The organism is Variovorax sp. 770b2, assembly GCF_900115685.1.
Lineage (GTDB): Bacteria > Pseudomonadota > Gammaproteobacteria > Burkholderiales > Burkholderiaceae_C > Variovorax.
The window spans coordinates 70397-93779 of record NZ_FOXJ01000012.1 but is presented as its reverse complement, the minus strand read 5'-3'; the positions used below and the strand labels follow the sequence as shown (position 1 = coordinate 93779).

At 61.9% G+C, this 23383-nt stretch carries 9 protein-coding genes; 8 read left to right on the top strand and 1 reads right to left on the bottom strand.

Features of this window, described 5'->3' with window-relative positions:
* Positions 1 to 94: 94 nt before the first annotated feature.
* Complete coding sequence (locus tag BM133_RS33605) at positions 95 to 1201, top strand: IS5 family transposase (protein ID WP_093443771.1); 1107 nt, start codon at positions 95 to 97, stop codon at positions 1199 to 1201.
* Between the two features lie 648 nt (positions 1202 to 1849).
* Here BM133_RS33605 and BM133_RS33600 read toward each other — a convergent pair.
* Positions 1850 to 7900, bottom strand: a complete 6051-nt coding sequence (locus BM133_RS33600) for an ATP-binding protein (RefSeq protein ID WP_093443769.1) — start codon at positions 7898 to 7900, stop codon at positions 1850 to 1852.
* Between the two features lie 528 nt (positions 7901 to 8428).
* Between BM133_RS33600 and BM133_RS33595 the strand changes: the two genes are divergently transcribed.
* The 7 genes from BM133_RS33595 to BM133_RS33565 all read left to right on the top strand — a co-directional run bounded on the left by BM133_RS33595 (position 8429) and on the right by BM133_RS33565 (position 23090).
* Positions 8429 to 13348: an NACHT domain-containing protein gene (locus tag BM133_RS33595; protein ID WP_143100301.1), complete on the top strand. Its 4920-nt coding sequence runs from the start codon at positions 8429 to 8431 to the stop codon at positions 13346 to 13348.
* 1084 nt (positions 13349 to 14432) lie between these two features.
* A complete protein-coding gene (locus tag BM133_RS33590) occupies positions 14433 to 14702 on the top strand; it encodes a hypothetical protein (RefSeq protein WP_093443765.1) in 270 nt (89 codons plus the stop codon).
* Positions 14703 to 15507: 805 nt separating this feature from the next.
* Entirely contained in the window at positions 15508 to 16227 is a 720-nt protein-coding gene (locus tag BM133_RS33585) for a hypothetical protein (RefSeq protein WP_093443763.1), read from the top strand.
* Positions 16228 to 16272: 45 nt separating this feature from the next.
* A complete protein-coding gene (locus BM133_RS33580; protein ID WP_143100299.1) occupies positions 16273 to 16842 on the top strand; it encodes a hypothetical protein in 570 nt (189 codons plus the stop codon).
* Positions 16839 to 18797, top strand: a complete 1959-nt coding sequence (locus tag BM133_RS33575) for a phospholipase D-like domain-containing protein (protein ID WP_093443759.1) — start codon at positions 16839 to 16841, stop codon at positions 18795 to 18797. Before BM133_RS33580 ends, BM133_RS33575 begins: the two co-directional genes overlap by 4 nt.
* A complete protein-coding gene (locus BM133_RS33570; RefSeq protein ID WP_143100298.1) occupies positions 18794 to 21412 on the top strand; it encodes a DEAD/DEAH box helicase in 2619 nt (872 codons plus the stop codon). The genes BM133_RS33575 and BM133_RS33570 overlap by 4 nt, the downstream gene beginning before the upstream one ends.
* Positions 21413 to 21914: 502 nt before the next feature.
* The gene (locus BM133_RS33565; RefSeq protein ID WP_093443754.1) at positions 21915 to 23090 is read left to right on the top strand and encodes a hypothetical protein; all 1176 of its coding nucleotides are present in this window, start codon (positions 21915 to 21917) and stop codon (positions 23088 to 23090) included.
* The last annotated feature ends 293 nt before the right edge of the window (positions 23091 to 23383 follow it).

Here is a 23383-nt window from a genome sequence, read left to right as displayed (position 1 = left end):
CCTAGCAGGCTGTTGAATTTCTCCCCTGCGTAAACGGGGCCTACGGGGTCATCGTTGTGGATACCGTGTTCATGCTCATCATGGAGTGAAGACGATGCGTGGATCGGACGGAATGCAAGAGGCGTTGTTCACGGTAGCCAAGCTGGAGGACTTCGTGCCCGCAGATCACCCGCTGCGGCCGATCCGAGGCTTGGTCAATGAAGCACTGGGGCGGCTCAATGGCTTGTTCAATCTCATCTACGCGGACACGGGCCGCGCATCGATCGCTCCTGAGAAGCTGTTGCGGGCCATGCTCATCCAGGTGTTCTTCTCGGTACGCAGTGAGCGTCAGTTGGTCGAGCAGATTCGCTACAACCTGCTGTATCGCTGGTTCATCGGACTGGCCATCGACGATGAGGTCTGGGATCACTCGAGCTTTTCCAAGAACCGCGACCGCCTTCTCGAACATGCCGTGGTGGAGAGCTTCTTCACCGAGGTGATGGCCCTGGCCGACAAACGCAACCTGCTCAGTCGCGATCACTTCTCGGTGGACGGCACGCTCATCCAGGCCTGGGCCAGCCACAAGAGCTTCACGCCCAAGGGCGGGGGCGATGACGGCCCCAGCGACGGTGGCGGGCGCAACGCGCAGGCCGATTGGCATGGCAAGCCGCGGAGCAACGCCACTCATGCGAGCACCACAGACCCCGATGCCCGACTCTTCAGGAAGAGTCAGAACACGGCTGCCATCCTTGCGTACCAGGGCCATGTGCTCATGGAACATCGAACGGGCTTGGTGGTGGGCGCGGTGGTCACGCACGCAGACGGCTACGGCGAGCGTGCCGCGGCGTTGGCCATGCTGGACACGCTGCCGGGCAGACATCCCAGAACGATCGCTGCGGACAAGGCGTATGACACGCGCGACTTCGTGCGGGCGTGTCGCGAGCGGCGCGTCACGCCGCACGTGGCCAGTCACGCGACGCGCTGGGGTGGCAGCGCGATCGATGCGAGGACGACTCGACACCCCGGCTACGCAGTGAGCCAGACCAAGCGCAAGCGCATTGAAGAGCACTTCGGCTGGGGCAAGACGGTAGGAAGGATTCGCCAGACGGTCTACCGTGGGCTCCAGCGTGTGGACCAGCAGTTCAAGTTGACGATGACTGCGAGCCACATCGTGCGAATGGCTCGGATCTTCAGTTCGATGCCGCAAACGACGACGCGATAAGGCGCAGTACCGTCGCTCAAGACGCGATGGAGTCGCCCCGAGCGAGCAACGACGCAGCCAAACAGCCGGAAAACATCCTCACGAACCACGTCACGAGTATCCGCATCGGCGTCGAGGGCCGAAATTCAACAGCCTGCTAGAAGGCATGAAATGCGGAGAACTCAATTTCGCGGACGGGTCATACCAAGCAGGATGTACAGCACGCGAGTGCTTGACCTGCAACGACTAGTTCGAGCTGCTCACCGTCTCCTGCCCCAACGATCCATCCAGTCCGCATGTTCAATAGGCCACTACAAGCGTACTCTGGTGAAGCCTTGGCCGCGCGTCGCTCCGGCTCTCGCTGCTCGGTCCAACATTGCAGATTTAAGGTGCATGCGGCATTCGCGCACGGCAGTCTGCTCAAGACCGTGGCTCGAGAAGCTCAAAGGGAAGACTAATCATAGGAAGTCGTTTCAAAGATTGCCGGTTGCGCGGGGCGCTCGATGACCGCATCCGGTATCAAGCGCGGACACAACGGGCTGCAGCAATATCGGAGGATCAAGTTGTGGCGTGCAGAGCGCTGCTTAAGAGCGTGGCGATCCTCCGCGACCATTCCAGCGATGAGCCGAATCGTCAGCATCGACTGCGCGATAGAGGCATTTTGGCAGCTCAAATCGAGTAGCTGTTCGTGGCCATCCCGAAGAATCTCTCGCCGTACTCGCGCGGCTTCTGAACTTCTCGGCTGGCGAAAACGTTGATAACAGTCTTGCCCTGAATAGCTGTGAACTGGGCTAGGCCCTCTTTCGTCAACGCCACATGGCACCCTTCGCCCCAAATCGAATCGTCGTCTATATCCACTGGTCCTGCGTCGCGCCACCAGACAATCCTTGCCATCACGGCTCCGCTGGCGTCGATATAGATGCCATGAGCATCTGCATGCACACGCCACTGGAGTTTGCGCAACCAGTTCGGGCAAAGCACGATGGGATGGGTCGCCGAGTCGAGTCCAAAGTCGATTGAACAGACTAGCCTCCTGATGAGCGTCAATGCCAGCTCGTTGTCGAGCGGCACAACTTCCCCAATCCAAACAGCGGCAGGCAACTGCAGATAACAGTTATCAAACTTCCCGTGATCGATGGAAGCTCCCGGGGCACGAATACGGTGAAGTAGAAGTTCTGCTTGCCGCGGCTTGTAAATTTTGAATCGTGAAACCTCTGCTACGACATGCTCGTCGCGCTGATCTGTCCAAGCAGCAACGTCATTCTCGACGCCTTCTGCCCACTTCCTCTCGCCTTCCGTCCAGCCAGCGTCCCGCGCGATGAGTGGCCGGTGCACACCCCAGGGGCGCACCTGCGGAAGCGATAGGGGTTGAGCTGGAGTTGGCGCATTCAACCGTTCCAGGAGCACCGACATGTCGCGGGGTTTCAGAAGGCCTGCTTGACCAAGCTCTCCTGCCACGTGGCGAAGCGCTATCACGCCTATCAGCGCATGGGGCTTCAGATACTCGACCTTCATGTCAATGGCACGCAACTGACCTTCAAGGCGCGCGACCGCCTGTGGCCCGAACGCATCGAGGCCACCCCATTCGTGGATGAACATGGCAGCCCGCCGGCGGATCGTCAGCTCGTCAACGTCTGCCGCCTTCGCAAGCGCCTGTGCTGTGGGACGCACCATCTGCGTCCATCCGAGCTCCGACTCCACGCGCATGGCGCCCGTTCTCTCGTCCATCAGAGCGCGGTCTACCTCAAGTGGGCCATTCAGCTCGAGCTTGTAAAAAAGCGGCAGCGGTTGCGCCTCCGCCGAGACGGCAATGCCCCATCTATTGGCCAGCAGCCCAGCAGCCTCTGCCACTGCGAAATCCCTGTGGCTCACGAGTGCGGCGACGATGGGGCCTAGTAGAAGCGCGAAACAGTCGAGCTTCCCCACCAGCAAGGCCTGAAGTGCTTGCAGCGGCGCATCCAGGTCGCCACCCAAGAGACGTCGGATGACTCGTTCAAATGCCGCTTCACCATGGGCCGCTTGCACAGCCAGCTTCAGAGCGCAGTTTCGTGCTTGTCGTTGAACCTCAGTGACTGGCAGCCGCAAGGCAAAGTGCAGCAATTCCGCCAGGATCTCCTCGTCATTTAGCAGCTCTTCGGCCGGCTCGAACGAACTGCCGAGCTGGAACTCGCGTGTGCAAGCCATCTGCTCTGCCAATAGCGACCAGATGGCCGGCCAGTCCGGCGCCGCACTGATCACCGGCAAGATCGAATCAAGCTCAGTGAGTAACGACTGAGTATTCTCCTGGCCAGCGGTTATCGAATCCACAAGATTCTCAAATGCGGCAGGATGCATGCTCTCGCCGTCGAGCAGCCGTCGCGCTTCGAAATAGCGGAACTTGCCGCCGCCCATCCACTGGCTCCACGAGCTCCAGGGATCCTTGCTTTTCTCGTAGCCGAGCACCAGTTTTCTCGCATATTCAACGTCACCGGCCTCGGCAAGCCGCTTTACCACCATAAATCGGCAGCGAGCATCGGCCTGCAGGCTGTCCCAACGCTCATACATCCGCTGGACGAGATAGAGAGGCGCAGACTCGGCTAGCTCAGCAAAGCGGTATGGAGCGTTGTAATTCAGCTCGTCGCCGTCCGCCTCGAAAGCGCGCTCAAGCTCTTCAAGCGTCGCCTCGGAGGCATACTTGCTTGGCGTATACGAATGGCGGGGCTCTGGTGCTTCTGACGACCAGCGTTCCACAGCGGCCTCCAGTTTGGCTGACTTCATCCCATGCCTGGCAGCGGCGATGAGAAGGCGTCGAAGAAGCGCGAGCCGCTCGTGCGCTCGGCTGGCCACTTCAATCGCGTCCAGCAGCATCTGCGCGAGCTGGGCAATTTGAGCCGGACCTGCTGCGTCGGCGGCGACGTCAATAAAGTCACCAACGTGATCCGGGTCGCGGTAACGTGGCTCCATGTAGAACGGCAAGCACAGTCCACACCAGATCGCAGCGCAGGCCATGAAAATCTCCGGACGTCGCCGAACCATCCCGGTCATCAACAAGTCAACACGGTTGGGCCATGAGATCAGACCCCAATCTGCAAGAGACCTCGATACGTCAAATCCGAAGCGAGGACCGACCTGCATCGCTTCATCGATGAGCGACATCGTTAAGCGATGCGCTGCATATGAGCCCTCCGTCTCAGTCATGCCTGCGACTTGACGCATCAGAAGTGAGACTCGTTGGGCTCGTTGCGCTGGGTCGACGCCGTTCGCAAGAACCATGATGTCTCGCCAGATGGCGTACTGCGGATCCTTCTTCGGGGGCAACGCGTATCCGAGGCATTGTTCGGGCACTGTGGCCAGTACAAGCTTTGCGCGTTCGACATCTCCGACCGCAACGAAGGACATGGCCAGATCAGCCAGCCCATCAAGCTGAGCACTCGGGGTGTCCTCCTGAAGCTCTCCCGCGAGGGCTTCGAGTCGGGCCACTGCGGAGAAGCGGTCTCCGTCGATCCGATACACCGCGACAGCCAACCTCCGCCGGATGTACCAAGTGCCGGTCAGAGTCGATGTGTCAATCGCATCATCTATCTCTCTAAGGACAGCACGGTACTTCGATTCGCCACATTTGGCCGCGACCTTGAGAAGGGCGCGAGCGACCACCGGCACGGCCTTCACAGCTTGTTGGATGCGATAAAAATCTTCGCCCTCTTTGGGGCTAAGTCGTAACAGGTGCCCCATTGCGTTGCGGGCCAGTATCTGGACGCCGTCAGCGGACACAGACGAAGAATCTTTCGCAACGCGCGCAAGAAGCACGCCGACTTTGGAGGCGTGCTTCTGGAGGGGCTGCCAGGATGGGTGCTTAGAAGATGTGGTATCCGGCAATGGCTTTCCAAGCAAGGTGCATAACCTCGCGTGCTGCATCACAGCACCTACTAAGTCAATCAGTCCCGAGAGATCCGTGTCGTCGTCGCCCATTGAAACCATTGGTGCAACCAACTTCGCGAATATGGCCGAGGCAAGGTCGTAGCGGCCCGATGTCACTGCAACAAGTGCCATGGAGCGTCGCAGGCCGTTGGGAACTCTGTCGAACTCGGGAAGCTGAGAGGCCACATCGAACAAAGCAAGTGCCTGCGCAGAGTCGCCGCGTTCACTTGCGGCAAGCCCGGCGTGAATCATCACAGTTGGCCTATCTTCAGCGGCGACCCCCAGCTTGTCGCAGAGTTCCTCAGGGCCTGCCCCATCAAGCCGAAGCATGGCTTCTGCTGCCTCTCGCCGAAGGCGACGTTTTACTACGGCGATCGTCTTTTCGGAGTCCCCCCCCGGCGTCTGCCTTATGCCCTCGGCGGCCAGGTGATCAATCGACTGCTGGATCTGCTCAAAATCCCGGAAATGAAAGGCACGCTGTGCCCACCTCTCGAACTCGTTGATGTTGTGTTGGTCACCGTGATGCTGGAACTTCGACGTGTGCAGTTGTGATAGCGGCTCGAGCATCTCGAACAGTTCCTTAGCCCGGTCGAAATCGCCGCGCTCTATCAGGGCATCTACAACTTCATAGCCTCTACTTGGAAAATCATGCACAAACGACACGGCAGCGTCGAGCTCGCCAACAGCCAACATTGCGAGCGGCAGCCGATCGGCATACTCCAGCGCAGTCTCGCGCCGGCCCACTTCATCACGGCACAGCAGGAGCCGTGTGAGGACAGTTGCATCAAGCGTAGAGCGAGCAGCAAACAATGCCAGGTGAATATCAGCCTGGATGTCGGATATCGAGCGACCTGCTGCCAGCTGTAGCCGGAAATGCTCAGGCGTTGCCAGCGCCAACACGTCGTTGCGGTCACCCGCGCGAGCGCGATAGCGCAGTTCAAGCCATCGTTGCGAGGACTCCGGCGGCGCACTCTTGGCCAGCTGTGCGAGGTCGCGGTAGACGCGTTGGGAGTAGTCTGCATCGATGCTACCGAGCCGCGTCCGCGGCTGAGCGATCACAAACAGCCGAAAACTGTTGTGAAACACGCTCCATCCTTGCGGTGTTTCACGTAGAAGATGGCGTGCGACCACCAGCGCCCGCTCAATTGCAAGCTCCGGTACTACCGTGGCAAGCATTTGCAGCGACATAGGTGCTTCGGCTCTGGAGATAAACCCAAGCACGTTCATGGCATCGCTGTCGCCGGCGATCTCGCGCCAGGCAGACGTGTAGACGGACTCGATATCCCCGTCAAACGCCATGCCACCGGCGAGCAGATGCTTGCGGCCCGCATCATCAGCGTGTAGCAGAGCCTGAATAAGGTACCGCGTCGCCAGCGGATGTCCTTGGCTGAGGCTGCTCACCTCCCGACGGGAAATCGCGAGGTCAAGGCCAAGTGCATCGGCCATGCGCGCAACCGCCTCTCTCCCCAGTGGGCGCATCCGCACAAGCCGGTCAACTTTCTCCGCCTGCTCTTTGACTGCTGGCTTCAGGTGTGCGAGATCCAGGCGCTGGGTGCCAAGCACGACCGTGATGCCAGTGGGGATGGCGGCAGGGAGCGGCAACTCGCCCAGCAATGAGTGAGTTGGCCGCTCTTCCCGCGGTACGTGGTCGAGTCCGTCGACGACGATGATGGTGCGTATTCCGTCGCGCTTGTAGCGCTCGCCAGCTTGCTTTAGGAGGGCGCCAAACTGCTCCCGGCGCTCATGCAGCGAGTTGTCGCGTAGACGCAGGCCGAGCAGTCCGCCGTTGCGCAGTTGCGTGTCGACGTCTTCCAAGAAACTGTCAGCCTCGCCCCGCCCCACGCCCTGCGCGGCACCCGGCACGTAGGCTAGGTAGCGTACCAAGCGGATGTTTGGCTCTGTGGCCAGTGCTACCTGTAGCAGGGTTGACTTGCCCGAGCCGGGCGGACCTATGAGCGAAAGGTAGCCTTGGTCGACGGCGCGCAACGCCTGGAGCAAGGAAATCTCAGTGTCACGATTGCGCTGCACGTAGGCTCCCACTGGAAACCTATGGATGTGCAACGTCTTGGCCGGATCTCGCCACCCGAGCTCCTGCAGGAGTTCGTCTCGTGACCACCTGTCTTTGTCTCTGGCGTCAGTGACCAGCTTCGGTAGTGTCCTGGCAATCTCCGAAGCCAGTCGAGCGTGTTCGGGACTGAGCTTGTGAGACTGAACGAAGTCCGCCGCTGCACCATGTACTACACGCAGGCTGTGCAGGAACTGTTCGAACTCGGCTTCATTCAAGCCCGATGCGCGCTGCAGTAGATCCACCAGGCGGCTCCAACCGGCGAGCCGCCAGTCCTGCAATGAGCGATCGGGGAAACGTTCAAAATCATCCAGGAACGCCGCGCTGTGGGGAGGTGTTGTGTCTCCATGCTTGTCGTTGACTGAAGGAATGTCGTTCACGACCAGTCGGATCTCGACGCGAGCATCAGGGTTGTCCTTGCTCAAACTCTGCCAAGCATGGATCAGCGGCTTCAGCAGGCCGTCTGCCCCAGTAAATATCGTCTCGACCGTGAAAGTACCTGGAAACTTGGAAGTCTTGAACTGATGGCCGATCACCAACCCTTCGAATCCAAGCACCAGGTCGTCGGCGATACCTGCACTGCGGTCAGCCACGCCGACCCACCGCAGCTGATCGCGTTCAAGCGCGGCGTAGATTGCTGCTCCAGCTTTCTCATACTGGCCGACATACCCTCGAAGCGCCCGTCGCTCTCCTTCGGCCGGGGGCGTCGCATAAACCCCTATAGGGGACTTCTTATTCGAACCCGGATTTGTTGACATGCCGCGTGAGATCAAGCTGAGTTACAACGATTGTCTTCGCGATCACGGTGCCCCAATGCCTTCCCACAGGTCGTAGGTTGAAACTCCGCGCACGACTGTGATAGCACAACCTTCTTCACAAGGCACCAGAAACGACAAAGCCCGCGGAGCGGCTCTTGCTACGAAGCGGGTCTGCGGGATTCGTTGCGGGGACCGAATTTTGACCTCCACCATGCTCTTAAATGCCTGAGTTCGCCTTTCACTCGGGGACTGCAGCAGAGGAGCACAAACCTCAGTCGAGTTGCTCACAGCGAACGACCGCTTCCACAGTCTGAAGCGGGCATCCCCGAAGAGCGGCTACACAGCGGCAGCCGCCCCTCGCCACGCCTCGGCCAACGACAGCTTTATGACGGCTAGCTGACTCTGATGCGTATGGAAGAGCGCAGTCGCTTAAGCTAATGAGCTGCTGGTCACCGCAGGTATTCCTTGTCGTGCACTCCGCGGCCGTTGTCAAAATCAGAAACCTACCAACAGGAGAGGACCTCGGAGATGCCAACAGTCACATTGCCGGCAGGTGGGCGCGCAACGGAAGCCGGGATGGCCTTTCAGGCGGGTGTCGGGCTGTGGTTCGCCGCTCACTTGTTGGCCAGAATGCCCGTGGGTAGCCGCTTCGGCCTGGACGTGACGGCCTATCCGGTCTCGCTGCAGCTTGAAACAGGCGTGGGCCTCGATGACATCGTTGTGACACTGTCAAACGGCGGCAGGATCGCCGTTCAGTGCAAGACGCGTCCGAGCCTGTCGGCGTCTGACGCCTCTGACCTTGGCGAGACGATTGTGCAAACCGTTCAGTTCGTCGCCGAGGCGCCGACTCTGACCCCGGCTGTTGATCTACAGCGGTCGGCCGCAGTAATGGCTGTGGCTCCGGACGCGCCAGCTACGCTCAACGGGCTGGACGAAGTCTGCAGGATGTTCGCAACTGGGGACAACTGGCCGGCAGTTTTCGCCCGAATAGGTCAAGCCCAGCGGGACGCGATGGGCATCCTGCAGGGGCATGTGACGAGGGGCCGCACGGCCATGAGCTTGCCGCCTCCCACAAAACCGGAGTTGGCCCGGTTGGCCCGCCTCTTTCACATAGAGCGCTTTGCCGTCGCGCGAGGTGAGGCCGATTGGCGTGAGGCTTCCAACATTCTTGGCTCTCGGCTCTTTGGCGCCGAGGAGCTTGGAGCGGCGCCGCTCACAAGTTTGCTGACTATCGTCAGAGATCTCATTCGCAGCGCCGCCCCGACAGATCGCGATGGCCTACTTCGACTCCTAAGGGCTGCTGGCCACGAAGACACGAGATCGGCGCAGTACGACGACGACATTGCCGCGCTTCGCGGGAAGACCCGGTCGGAGATTGCGCGGCTACACCGTCATGCGGCGCTTCCGATCGCCGGCGGGGTGCCGATCGAACGTGTGTGCATGCCAGCCCTCAAGGCTGCAGCAGAAGCGGGCAGCTTTCTAGTGGTCGGGGAGCCAGGTGCAGGGAAGACGGGTGTGCTTACCGCGTTTGTGCAGGAGCGGCTTGCAGCCAACCTGGCGACGATCTTCATCTCCGTGGATGATCTGGCCGGCGTTGCAACGGATGATGCACTGCGAGTTGCACTGAACCTTCAACATCCTCTGATCGACGTTCTCGCAGCCTGGCCGGGCCGAAGTCGGGGCGTGCTGGTCATCGATGCGCTCGACGCATCGCGGGGAGGGTATTCAGAGGCAGTGTTCGCCAACCTGATAGAGGCCGCGCAGACGAGGTTTGGAGATCGATGGTCTGTGGTTGCTTCGATTCGCACCTTCGACCTGAAGAACGGAAGGCGCTTCCGACGGGCGATGGCAGGGATGCCGCCCGACGCTGCACACATTGAAAGTTCGGCGGCTGACGTGAGGCACTTCTTGATACGTGCACTGACGGATGACGAAGCTACAGAGGTGGGCCGCAGAGAAGCACGTATCGACGAACTTCTAGCTACCGCACCGACATCGGTTCGGAACTTGCTGCGTAACGTCTTCAACCTGTCGCTTGCCGCCGAACTCCTTGACGGCGGCACGACCGCAGCAAGTATCGCGACAGTGACGACGCAGTCGGATCTGATCGATCGGTATGAGGATGAACGGCTGCCTACCACCGAGTTGCAGGCATCAGTTGCCAGAGCTGTTGAGGTCATGGTCGAGCGTCGTCGTCTGATCCTTCGGAAGATGGATGTGGCACACCCTGCCCTCGATGGTGTGCTGGCTGCAGGCGTGCTGGTTGCCAGTGGCGACCGCGTTGGGTTTGCGCACCATGTTCTTTTCGACCACGCTGCGGGGCGCTACTTTCTCGACTGGAATGACACCTCACAACTCGTCACCCAGATGTCCGGACCTGAAGGTCTCGGCCTGTTGCTCGGGCCGTCGCTGCGGTTTGTCATTGAGCGGATATGGAAGGACGACTCTGTCGGTCGTCCGCTCAGTTGGGGCCTGACTACCGACTTGGTGGCGACGGCTGGCCTTGATCCTGTGGTGTCGAGTGCCGCCCTGCGCTCCACAACTGAGCGCGTAGAGGGGTCTGATGACGTGGCATCTCTTTGCTCAATGCTCGCGCAGGCAGGTCAGGCAGGCCGGATGGGTCCGGTGCTGTCGAAGCTCGCTCGGTTCGCAGCACTGGGTCTGGCGGAGCGAGGGACAATCTCCGACTCCGTGGCTACCGCTTGGGCGAACGTGGCGGCTGCGGCGGCCGATATGCAGCAGCGCGAGTATGCGGATGGTGTGCGCATCATCTTGCTCTCGTTGTTCGAGAAGGCGAACTTCGCCAATGCTGACTTTCTGGCGAGCTTCGGTCGAGCGGCCCGCGGTCTGCTCACCTTGACCTGGTCAGGTGATCCGCGAGTGGCTGGCTTCTCAGGCAACGCCATACGCTTCGTCGCCAAGTCATTTGGCAGCGACTCTGCAGCCTCTAGGCGTCTACTCCAGCAGACTCTCGACGAACCTCGCTTCTCGGAGCATGCGCACGATGAGGCGCCGTGGCTGGCTGAGGGGGTCAGGCACATCGTTCCGCATGACCCCGCGTTTGTGACTTCGGTCTATGCGGCGTTGTTTGGACGACCGGCCCCATCCGACGGTGATAGCTGGATGGGTGGAGCGGTAAGTCGCATCATGCCGCTGCGCTCGAACCGCCGCCAGGATTACGAGCACGGTCGCTGGAATCTGCGGCAAGCACTTCCCGCGTTCCTGCGAGCCTTCCCTGCCGAGGCGACGAGAGCAGTGAACGCGGCAACTATCGGCATGTCGTCGGAATCTCGCTACGCAGACCGTCCGCCGCACGTCGTGCAGTCCGGTGCGCAATCGATTCGTATCACCGAGGACGGGCTCTCCTTTAAAGAGTGGCGTGGGAGTGACGACCACTCGGACCAACGCGGCGGAGCAGTGCTATCCATGTTTGTCGCCTTTCTCAGGGCATGCCAGCCGGAGGAGTTCCGACAGGCCGTGGTCGCTGTTCATCAGGAGGATCTGGGTTCAGCATCAGTTTGGGCCCGTATCCTGGGCATTGCCGCGGATCGTCCCGGAATTGCCGACGATCTGCTTTGGCCCATCGCCTCAGTTCCCGAAATGGGACGGATTGTGGATATCGCGCGCGACTGCGCAACATACCTTGCTTCCGCCTATGCGACAGCGTCGGTGGAGCAGCGAACTGCATTGGAGGCGGTTCTGGTTGATCGCGCTCGATCAACCGATGAAGGCGAGGGTGAACGGACGCGCTACTGCGCTGCCCGCCTTCTTTCCGTTCTTCCTGACGACCTGATCGTGACTCCCGCGTTCCGCGATCTCAAGGCACAGTTGCAGGCAAATGGCGATCTCAGGGGCAATCGTCCTTACATGACGGTGACAACCGGATGGGGAGAGCCTGGCAACATCACTGAAAGTATTATTCGGTCGCGCGGGGCCGATGTAGAGGAGGGACCAGACCGGCAAGTGCTGGATGCACGGCAAGCCTTGGATGACTTGTTGAAACAGGCCTCCGAGAGTGCGAGCGCAGATTTGCTGGCACGCCTGTGGGACCAGGTGCTCGCAACCGTCGCTGCGATCGACGGCCTGACTGTGCCCGCACATGAAGCAACCCTGCACGCTGCCTGGGGAAACATAAGCAACGCGCTGGAACGTATTGCAGGGGAAGAGAACTACGACCCAGCGAACGCGCATCCTACGCTCGCTGCGCTCGTGGCCCTGCTGGACCGGCTGGCTCGAAGTGTGTACCCCGAACCGCGGTCAAACACCGATCGGGTCTCCATGTCGTGGGGCAACTGGGATGTTCGCGTATACGTGGCTTCCAGCTTCATGGACCTTGCGCGGCGCTTCGCGACTTCCGATGCCACTCTTTTCGTTCGTCTCGAAGCGATGCTTGATGATGTTGAAGCGACGGTCCGGCATCAGGTGTCTGCTTCACTCGATCGCCTGTGGGAGGTGGACCGCGAACGCATGTGGGCGTTGATGACAAAGGTGGCACAGCAGGAGGCAGATCGGTGTGCCATGGGCCACTTTGTTCACGGCCCGCTTAGACGTGTGGCTACTGCCGACGCAGCAAGAGCGGAGCCCTTGCTTGCGACGGTGATTCAGCGCTTTCCGCTCGAAGGCGGCAGCGACTCCAACAAGGAACGTGAGCTTGAGCAGGCGCTGGGAGCGATGGCGACCGGCCTCTACGTGGGTCAGGGTAGAGCGGCCTGTCTTGCTCATCTTCGGACGTGGTTGCACCATGTCGGTAGCGCCAGCGACCTACTCTGGTCCGCGGTATCAACGCTGCGCGAGGCGCTCTTCTTGAAGTACAAAGAAGACGCCACGGATGACGACAGCGCGATCCAGAACAGGGCGCGCGAGGTGCTGGGACTTGCGGTGGCGGCAGCTGCGAACGCCATGCCGACCGCGTTTTCGACCTACAACGCTTCTGCAGAAGGGTCGCAGGAGCGGGCCGCCAGCGAGCGCGAATACAGATCGGCTGTGCGCCTTCTTGAACACTGCGTCAACCAGCTGTATTTCGGGGCGGGGGCGTTCAAGGCCAGCAATGACCAGAGGGAGGTCGCGCTTGATTCGCCAGCCAGTAAACGCAGCTTCCTCCTTGAGTATCAGACGATCCTTGTCGCGATCGGTCAGTCGGGCGACCCCGCCGCTACTCACCATCTGGTCGAACTCTACGAGTTCATTGCGGATGGCGATCCGGCTGCAGTCTTCGATCAGATCGCCGCGCTGCTCGTTGGGCCGGCGGCGCGCGAGGGTTATCACTTTGAGAGCCTCGGGCTTGATGTCGTAGTGCGAATCGTCAGACGTTATCTTGCGGATCACCGTGACTTGTTCGAGAACCCTGCGAGGCGAATTGCCTTGATTGGAGTGCTGAACATCTTTTCCGATGCGGGATGGCCCGAGGCACTCAAGTTGCTCTACGAGTTGCCGGACCTGATGCGCTAGTTGCGCTGACTCGCTTTGATCTTCGTTCAGCCGGTGCAGTTGCTTGGCCTCCGCTTGAAGTGTCCAGTCACCGCTATATGCAACAGCTGTCGTTCAGAACCTCGACCGTGGGCGGCTGCTTGCAGTTTCAAGCTGACTATGGAACTACATCTGACAGGTAGACGGAAAAGCCTGACTGGCAGCCCAAGAGATCTGAATCCTCAACGGGCAGGCTTCAGCGTGAACTGACGGCCGAGGTTCACTTGACGGCATGAGGGAAAACGTTGGATGTTGGATTTGTCGCGCTGCAGTAACTTCTAATCGCCTCTTGGTCTGGAGGCGCGGTTACTGGAACAGTTACTGCACAATGCCTCGGAAGCACCCGGACAGATGCGGAAGCAAGCGCAATGAAAAAAGCCCTAAGTAGTTGATTTACTTAGGGCTTTTGGACTTACGCGGACAACCGCGAAAGTAATGTTGGTGGCCTGGGGCGGAATCGAACCACCGACACCCGGATCAGATTTGCACGGAGATACAAAATCGCCCCGGGAAAGCGGCAACCGACAGGGCGCAGCACCGTTAGGTGCGAAGTCGTCAGCGGCGGAAGCCCGACGGGTCGAGACAAGCCACTGCGCAGGCTCGGTGCGCAGCACGATATAGCGGCTGGCCACACCAGCGACGCACAAGCCGCCGATCAGAGGCCTGTTGAAACAGGTTCCTCCAGGCGCTGATTGCCGCTCAGGCCTCAATGAACATGGCCAATTGTTGCTTTGATGCCCCACGATCAAGTACCGGGCAAGTGCACTGCACTCCATGTCGCTGAAGCTGCATTTGTTGGCGCGAATCGCGACTTCGTGATGCGCAAATGCATTCACACCCCAGCGCTCTTCTCTAAAGTGAATGCTCCCGTAACTCAGTCCCGACAAGGGCAAGGAAGCAGCAACACAGAGAAAAACGAATGAGAGGACCGCGCAGCTCGCCGCGGGTTGTCGATGCGAAAGCACCGATGCAAATGCGAGGTATCAAAGGCGACGGCCGGGGTGTTCTAGCACCCCAGCCGTCTAACCAAAAGACGTGCACTTGCCTCAGAAAAGGACGCACATCAATGGCTACCAAGACTATAGCCCGGCTTCGCACGCCCGTATCCAGCGACGGGAGTGCCCAAGATCCGACGGATCTTCTCGAAAACACCCTCGCGCAGCTCGAAGCGCTGCTGTGGGCATGCCACGGAGAAGACATCGACTGGTGCAGCGGGGACGGGCCCCGGCATCTGGACAATTTGCTCTGGCTCGCAGCCGACCTGGCGCATCAGGCCGGAGAACTTTTCCAGAGGAGTGAGATGGCGCGACGCAAGGCGCCAGAGACTGGCTCCTGAAAGCCTGTCTGGGGGCGCGGTGTGTTCACGCATCTCGCCCCTCTCACGCGAAAAGATCCATACCCAACTGCCTTCGCCCAGCAGCCGCACGACTCCACATCAACAGGTCAACTAAACAAGCAAACAGTAGCAACGCATGCTTCCGAATCTTTAGCTCACCATCAACGATCACACGTGGAAGAACGATCCAGCTTGCAATGGGCTGCTCGGCGCGAGCGATGCCAGAGCCGGTGTGATGCAAGTGCAGGCGCCCAAAACACCATCAGGCTATCAACATCTCGACAAAAACGATCTGCATTGAAGAAGAACTCGAGGCCCACATTGCGCCTTCGATTGCCGGCTTGAGCAGGTCTACTCGTGAGTCCAACCCCGATATGCTTTCCGCTGCGGTCGAGCACAGCGACCTAGGCGAGGAACTGCATCGAATCGCCGACAGGCGCTGGGCTGCATTGCAAGCCGCAGGTGAGTCGGTCACTTGGGAAGGCGCCAAGGCCCACTTCCATGTGCGCGCAGCCGGCAATAAACCTCGGCCGCCATCGGCTGACCAGCCTGGGCCCTGACCCATCTTCATCGACCATCGAAGCTAGGCGACGCACGCCAGGAAATACGTGCAGTTTCTGAAGCGCGGAATCATCCGATCGAGACAACCTATTACCAGATCAAGGGCATCGCCGATGACGGCGATAGCTAACCGGAATCAAAGCAACGGAAGCCGCGCAACCGCAAGGTATCCTCCGCGACCACGAGAAGCGCCAGACCGCCTGATCGGCACAAGGCGAACGGATGACAGGGCTTGGGAGAAAGCATGCAGTTGTTTTGCGGCCTATTGGGGCCAGACAGGTTGGGTTCGTCTCGGCGGCTGCGGTCGCTCGGCATCGCAGGCGCGGTCCGCCGGTTCAACGACCGAGCCGTGCCGGGGCTGGGAGGCGTCTGGTTCGGCAAGCAGTTGATGCTGGCCTTACTGGGAGTGCGGGTTGCAGAACTTCAGGCCGAGCGGGGCCACGCCGTCGCGAAGATGGAATGCACCAACGCCATCGAGGCACTGGCCTGCTGGCTCGCATACCGCGACACCGACTGGGCCTCGGATCCCCGACTGCGCGGCCGGAACAAGTTCCCTCGTGAGCACGACCTAGAGGAAGGCCCGCTCTATGCGCGTTTTCGGGCCCGCGGCTTTTACGTAACGCAGCCGATGCGTATGGCGGCCGGCAGCGCGCTGGTGCCGCTCGGCTTCGCGACTTCGCTGAACCGGCGTTTCAACTCCCTGCAAACGACCGCCGAAGGCCGCGCCTTCCTTGACGCGGCACTAGGTAACTATCGGCCGTCGAACCGGCCGATGGAAGAGCACCTGTCGAAATGGGTCAGCGGCGAGGCTGTCACCATGACGACGCGCACCGTTACTGATGGGCTCTCGCCCTGCACCCGCTTGCCCGGCGAAGCGCTCGAGCACCTCGACTGCCGGCTTCGCTCCGGTGGCGTGGATGAGACGTCAGAAGAAAAATCACGGCGGCGCGCAGCGCTGGCGTAGGTGGAGCGCCTGCGGCATGAGCCGCCAACAGGGCCGCTGACCTGGTTGGACCGCCCGCCCGAAGTGCAGGACGACGCCCATTGGCAAGACCTCGAAGCCGGGGCGCGCTTGTGGCAGGCGCGAGATTCGGCGCTGCAACTGCTCGACGCCCTCGAAGCGCGGATCGCCCACGCGTCGTCGGAGCGGATGACGCTCGCGGATGCGGTGCCGGCGGTCCGCGAAGAGCTCGAGGCTCTGCACATCGCCGCCGATGCATTCCTGCGGATGCAACACAAGGATGCCGAGGCCAACGAGTTCTGCCGCGCCTGTGCTACGGCGGACCCAGCCGCAGTCCTGCGCAGCCTAGCGGAGCGCGATGGCCGAGTCGTCGCGCTCGTGGGCAATGTGCTGCGGCCGGGAGCGGCCTTTCGCCGCGGTCCTGCGCCCCCCACCCTTCACGATTTGGATGCGGAGGACGCTGTCGGCGAGGTAGGCGAAGAAGCCGGCGTACATCTGGCCGGCGAGATCGACTGGCCCGAGGGCCTGTCGTTCCGGATGCGAAATCTGTACTTGCTGAAACTGGAACTGCAAGGCGAATTGCACGAGCGCTTTGCTGCACAGGATGGCGCGGAATGAGCGCCGCACCTTCGCTGCTTCACCTATTCGAGCCGCCCGAGGACTGCGAAGGCCTGTTCGGCTGGGTGTGCGGTTTCTCGGCGGATGCGGGGTTTCTCGACGCGGCGGCCGAACGCTTCACGCGCAAGCCGGCGAGCGTCCGCGCTCGCTACGGCCAGTTGGTGCTGGGGGTCATGCTCGACCCGTTCCACGAGCCTGTCTCGGTGCTCGACGTGCCGGGCGTGGCTGACCTGCCGCTGCGCATTGCACCCGGCGGAGCGTTTCGGCTCATGCACGCCAAGGTTGCGCTATTGGGTTTCCGCAGTCGTACTGCTGGTTGGCGTCTGCGCGTCATTGTCACAACGGCCAACTGGACTCAGCAGACGGTGGAAGACAGCCTGGACCTCGCTTGGTGCTTTGACGTCGATAGCGGCGAACTCAGTCAGGGCGATGAGACTCTAGCCCAGCGCTGCGCCGACGTTGGCATGGCGAGCGAGATCCTCGGCTGGCTGGGTAGGCACTACGACGGTTCGCTTGTCGAGTTTGCGGGCCGCGACAGCGAGACTTCACTGGCCGTGCGAGAACTCGCCGCGTGGGCCGCGCTGTGCGCCGGCCATGCCGGGACTGCGAAGCCGCGCATCTTCGACAACCGGCAGCGGTCGCTGCTGGAGGGCATGCTCGGCTACCTGCGCGAGTACGCGGGCGGCACCCGACGCAACCTGCTTGCACTCGCTTCCGGTTTCTTCGAGGCCAACACCGGCGGCGGCGTGCCGGCAGTGCTGGATCGGATAGTGCGGGAGATCGATGCGCTCGGACTTCTGACGCAATCGGCCAACGTGGACGTCTATGTCAACGAGAAAGCCTGCCAGTCGGTCGCGACTTCGATGCGCGCCATCGAGGAGGCCGGCTGGAGCGTGCGAACGCCGACGCGGCCCCTTATGTTTGGCGCGGAATCGTTGCGGACCTTGCACGCGAAATTCATCTTCAGCGCGAACAGCCGGACTGAAGCCTGCACGAGTGCATGGCTGTATCTCGGCTCGGGCAATCTCACGCCCGCGGGTTTCCTCAACCGCACCGGCCAGGCGGGCAACTTCGAAGTGGGGGTGTTCCTCGACTTCCCGCGTCTGCCCTGGTCCGCGCCGGCCGGCACGCTGGCTGTCACAACCCTTGTCCCGCTGCAGCGCAATGGCGAGGGCGGGCTTTCCTTGAACGCTCCTCCTTCCAAAGGTGAGCCCATGCCCCCAAGGCCACCCGCATTCATCGCGGGCCCAGTAGCTTTCCTGCAATGGCGGCAGCACGCCGACGGCAAGGGGTTGCTTACTCTTCCACCCGGCAGCGCCGCGGCGCCCGCGGACCTCGGCGTACTCGATGCCGTCGGCGAGCCCTGCGCTCGCGAGGGCGACGCGTGGCTCTGGCTCGGGGCGATGCCGCGACAGACCGCGCTGCGCTGGGATAGCGGAAACAGAGGTGCGTCCGTGCCCATTGTCGACGAGTTGGGCCGAGTGGCCGCTGGCGAAGCACCGGCTCTCGAAGTCGTCGACCTCGCTTCCCATTTGATGGAATTCCCCGCGCGCTTGGACGATGGCGACGACGACGATTTCGTCCAAGGCGGGACGCCTGCCGGCGCGCCGCAACCCGTTGATGCCGGGCGCCAGGCGGCCTCCTCACCAGTGCGGACCATGATGTGGCAACTCGAGAAAATTGCACAGCAACAGACGACGGTGAACGAGTCGGACTGGCCGTTTTGGTGCGTTCGCCTCGAAGAAGTCCTATTTCGAGCCGCAGGCAGCAAAGGGCTTGCCGAGTTCCTGCAATTCGGACTGGACCCGCTCGAGGTGCTCCGGATCGACGCCTCGCGCCCGGCCCATGCATGCGTGCGCGGCGGCGAATCCGCGACACGGCACGAGGCAGCTCTCGCACGCGTAGCTGCCGCCTGGGGACTTTGCAATCTCCGATCGTTCAGGGAGACGCGATGACATTCTGCGGCTGGTCGACGGTGGCCGACACGCTTCGCCAGCTCTCGGAAGAACCTGAAGCGGCCAACGCCGTCTGGAGGCTCGACCATGGGCAGCGCCGAAGCCTGCGCGCCGTTGCGAGCCGGCTCCCGTCTAACGGCGTTATCGTCGCGGACGAGGTCGGCATGGGAAAAACACGGATCGCGGTGGCCACGGTGCGCGCCGTCGTGCAAGCCGAAGGCCGGGTGGTGATCCTCGTGCCACCGGGTTTGGGGTTCCAGTGGCGAGACGAACTCGAAGCCGGCGGAGTTAGGTGCAGCCCACTGCTAAGAAGCCTACAGCAGTACCTTGATGCATGGGCCGGCGCCGAGCCGCGGCCTTGGGATCAAGAACAAGTTGTTCTGCTCTCGCACGCCTTCACGAACTGGCGCCTCGGAGCCAACGCCGAGCCTTGGCGCTGGACAATGCTACCGGCGCTGTTCGCGCAGTGGCGCAAGGTGCGCCGCAATCGCGTGCCGCGCAATTCGGCTGACAATCCCTTGCTGAAGGATCCCCGCATCCATGCGGCGGCCGCCCACATCACCCTGCGTGCCGTCAGGGAGGGAGGCTACTTGGCCAACTTCCTGGATGGCCTGCTGGAGGAAAGCCTCTGGCCTGGTGTACTCGAGGCCGGCGCATACGGCCGCCGGGGCGAGTACCGTCACGCCCTTGAGGGCGCGGTCGGGCTTGGCCTCGGCCTCTTCGACCTGGTCGTAGTCGACGAGGCGCACAAAAGCCGAGGTGACGCGTCCGGACTGACTCGGCTCCTCGAGAAGGTCACGGTGGCCAACCCCGGGTCCCGCCGTCTCGCGCTGACCGCCACTCCAGTAGAACTGAACGCCCGCCAGTGGATGGACGTTCTGCAGCGCATCGGTGCGGAGCCGCAAGGAGCCAATCAGGCGATCGACGCCTACGTAGACGCGTGCCGCAAGGTGCAGGAGTTGCCCACGAGCGCGGATCGCCGCGAGGCATTCGAGCAGGCCGCTGCCAGCTTCAAAGCTTTGCTGGACCCATACCTGCTGCGGCGAGACAAGCGCGAAAGCGAAAAGGTTCGCAGCTTCCAAGCGCTGACGGGCGAGCCGCTACACGCTTACCGCAGGGAGTCGGCCATCGCGGTGCTACCAGAGGACCTAGACCTGCGCTGGCGGCGCGCCGTGTGTGCCGCGGAATCTCTATCGATCACCGCCGCCGGAGGGCTCGACCCGAGGGCGCAACGGCTGCGGCTGACGATGGGCAGTGGACATGGCATCAACGAACTGCTAGATCGCTGCCACCTCGATGAGGAGGAGGACAAGGTGCAACTCGCCCTTGACGAAGCGATGGATGCACAGGAGCACAGTGGCAGCGCGACAGGTGCGGCGCCCGCGGAAGCGGCCGACAAGCGTTCTCAGCGGGTGGACTGGTGGCTGCAGGTCATTCGCGAAAGCGTTGCCGGCGGCGACGGCCAGGACGCGCTGATGGAGCATCCGGGACTGCGGGCCGCCGTGCGTGCGATCGAGGCCGCCCATTGTGCTGGCGAAAAGGTGCTGGTGTTCGGCCGCTACACACGCCCAATGCGCGCGCTCGTGTCGCTGCTCAATGCGCGACAGATGCTGCTCGCGCTCAAAGAGGAGCGGCCTTGGGGGCAAGCGGTTATCCGGGCGGAGGATGAACCCGCGGTGCTGGCAGCCAGCCGCCAACTCGGGTTGTTTCAAGACGAGGGCTTGAAGGACATCAATCTGCGACTGGCCGCGCAGTACGAGGCCATCGAAGAGCGGCAGCGCAGGCGACGCGAAGGCCTTGTCGGCGTCCTGGAGCAAGGGCTCGCGGCCGAGCCGCCGGAGGGACTGCTGTTGCGGCTGTTCGATGCGTTCCGCCGGTGCCCCGGCGACATCCCGGTCGTAGTGCGCGCGCTGACCGAGGTGCTCGATCCGGAGGAGGAATCGACGGCCGCTTGGGCGGCGGAGTTCCGGCACGTCGTAGAGGCCGCGCTCGAGCGCGACGAAGGTGATGAACACGGCGACGGCGCGCTCGATGCCCTCAAGGCGGATCGCCTGTGGAAGCAGGTCGCGGAGCGACTCAACGAGGAGTTCGGCCGCCGCGCAGGCAGCTTCGCCCGCTTGATGTACGGCAAGACACCGTCCTCGACGCGGCGACTGCTGCAACTGGCCTTCAACCGCCATAACAGCTTCCCGCGCGTACTGGTCGCGCAATCGGTCGTTGGCCGGGAAGGCCTGAACTTGCACCGTGCGTGCAGGACGGTTGTTCTGCTGCACCCCGAGTGGAACCCGGGCGTGGTGGAACAGCAGATTGGTCGCGTGGACCGTCTAGGTAGCCATTGGGAGCAGTTGCTGACCGAATTCGAGCACCGACCTGCGGAAAGCCCCGGCGAAGTGCCGCGCATCGAGATCCTGCCGGTGATCTTCAAGGGCACCTACGACGAGCACAATTGGGCAGTGCTGCGCCGCCGCTGGGGCGACCTGCGGGCGCAGTTGCACGGCGTCGTCATCCCGCTTTCAACTCATGGCGACGATTCAGAACTTGCGGCGCTCGCCCGGGCCATTAACGAGATGGCGCCTAATTTTTCGCCGGGCGGAGGGTTTGATCGACTTAGCTGATAAGCCCAACTCAAGCTGGAGCTCGTGAGGCGGCAAAGTTTGTTTTTGCCATGCTTGAGAGAGCGCGCGAGCGCCTCTCACAAAGCAACCGAAGGGCCGCACCGCAAGGTGCGAAGGCGTCAGCGACGGAAGCCCGAACGGGTCGAGACAAGCACCTGCACAGGCTCGATGCGCAGCACGACACAGCGGCTGGCCACGCCAGAGACGCAAAGAACCAGAGCCTGGCAATCAACGGCTGGTCGAAGGATGAGATGCGATCACACAGGCCCCCTTTCCGACCCGAAAGCGAAGACTCCCGCAGCTACCCTCCCTCATCAGCCGCACGACCCCACATTTCGCACTACCGCCCTCCTCCTGGTACTGGTCCTATCTGACCCAGGAGCTGATTTCTCTCACGACCCGTGATCGTCGGACGCGCGGCCATGGCAGGATGCCCTCCCCGAGCTTTGGCCCTGACCTGCTCCGTCCGCGCCTTCTACTTCATCAAGAACCTCAAGAATCAATGAGCCTCAGCGAAGCCGAATCGCCCAACGCCCTTTCAAGCCCCAACGCACCCGGGCCACCTTTCACTCGCTGGCGCGCTCTGGCAGTCATCGCCCTGGTCTTGTCGGCCGGCATGAGCTACTGGACCGGCACCGCAAGCTATGAAGAGCAATTGGCCGACATCGTGGCCGCGCGCCAATTTTCTCCGCACGTATACGAGGCCACCCGGGAATCGCCGGCCCTGACGCAACTCTTCATCGACGCAGCGGGCGATCGCGAGCTCACACTCAAGCTGGAACTCGCGCTGATCAAGTACCAGGACCGCGCTCGCAGCGTGCTCGAGCTGTTCGGCAGCGATGCGCGCTTTCAGCAAGTCCTGCTTGCGTACGGAGAAGGCGTCATTCCGATCGTCGATCACTTCATGGTGACGGACATGGCGACGCTCTGGACCAAGGCGAAGCTGGAGGGCGCCTGGAAATCGATCTTCGAGTTCTTCAAGCGCAAATCCGCGCCTTCTGGTGAAGACGAGCCCACGGCGTACGGCCCTCGGCTTCGGGGCATCTACGCGATCGAGGCGATCGTCGTTGATGGGCATCACTTCCTGGGCCAATTCGTGCTCGACAAGAACGGGCAGATTCAGCGCGTCCAAACGGATCGCGTGCTGGAAACCATCAAGAAGCTCTTCGCAGGCGGCGTCACGGACCTAGAGCAGAAGTACCGAAAGGGCGAAGCCATTGCGGTTTCGGATGTCGCTTGGGCGGGAGCCGATGTCCTGTCGGTCTTCGGCGTGACCAAGGCCGTTAAATACCTCGGAAAGCCCTCGGTGGTGGGCAAGCCTGTCGAGGAGGCTGCGTCGGTGCGCCGGCGAGCAATGATGGGCCGCACCGTCCTGACAAGCGAGGCCGTCGGTAAGCGTGTGGCGGAGAAGGGCTCGAAGGTCGCTTCAATCTATCTTCTGGCACGCCACCCCAGCCTGCTCTCCGGCGTGTTCGGCGCACTAGGGAAGCAACTTGGATTTCAGGCTTGGTTGTCGATCTTGATGGGCTGGTGGGGGATCGCGCTGGTCGCGATCGCCGGGATCCTGCCACTGCTGCGAGGGCTGACGCTTTTGATCAAGCCGATTCGATGGATCACAAACGCAGCCGCATGGGTTTCAACAGGCCAAGCTGATCGTTCGACGAACAGAACGGCATGACATTTCGCGCCGCTTCTCGAGGCGGCTGCGCGGCAGATGGCAGGCGCTCTTCACCGTGATCGGCTACGGCTTCAGCGGCGTGCTGGGCGTGCTGCTGGGCGGCGCGGTGGCGCAGGAGTTCGGCTACCCGCAATGTTCACCGCGGCAGCGCCGCTGGCTGTGGTGAGCAGCCTCTGCGCCTGGCGCGTGGTGCGGCTGGAGCAGGCCGAGCGCGCTGCTTCGCAGGCCTCCGCTTGGACAGGCCCGCATATGTGTTGCACATCATGAGAAAGAAACCGACCGGCGCACTGTCA

Coding starts and splice junctions, on each gene's coding strand:
- BM133_RS33575 (WP_093443759.1), top strand. CDS start 16,839: ATGAGCGCCGCACCTTCGCTGCTTCACCTATTCGAGCCGCCCGAGGAC.
- BM133_RS33565 (WP_093443754.1), top strand. CDS start 21,915: ATGAGCCTCAGCGAAGCCGAATCGCCCAACGCCCTTTCAAGCCCCAAC.
- BM133_RS33605 (WP_093443771.1), top strand. CDS start 95: ATGCGTGGATCGGACGGAATGCAAGAGGCGTTGTTCACGGTAGCCAAG.
- BM133_RS33595 (WP_143100301.1), top strand. CDS start 8,429: ATGCCAACAGTCACATTGCCGGCAGGTGGGCGCGCAACGGAAGCCGGG.
- BM133_RS33600 (WP_093443769.1), bottom strand. CDS start 7,900: ATGTCAACAAATCCGGGTTCGAATAAGAAGTCCCCTATAGGGGTTTAT.
- BM133_RS33585 (WP_093443763.1), top strand. CDS start 15,508: ATGCAGTTGTTTTGCGGCCTATTGGGGCCAGACAGGTTGGGTTCGTCT.
- BM133_RS33590 (WP_093443765.1), top strand. CDS start 14,433: ATGGCTACCAAGACTATAGCCCGGCTTCGCACGCCCGTATCCAGCGAC.
- BM133_RS33570 (WP_143100298.1), top strand. CDS start 18,794: ATGACATTCTGCGGCTGGTCGACGGTGGCCGACACGCTTCGCCAGCTC.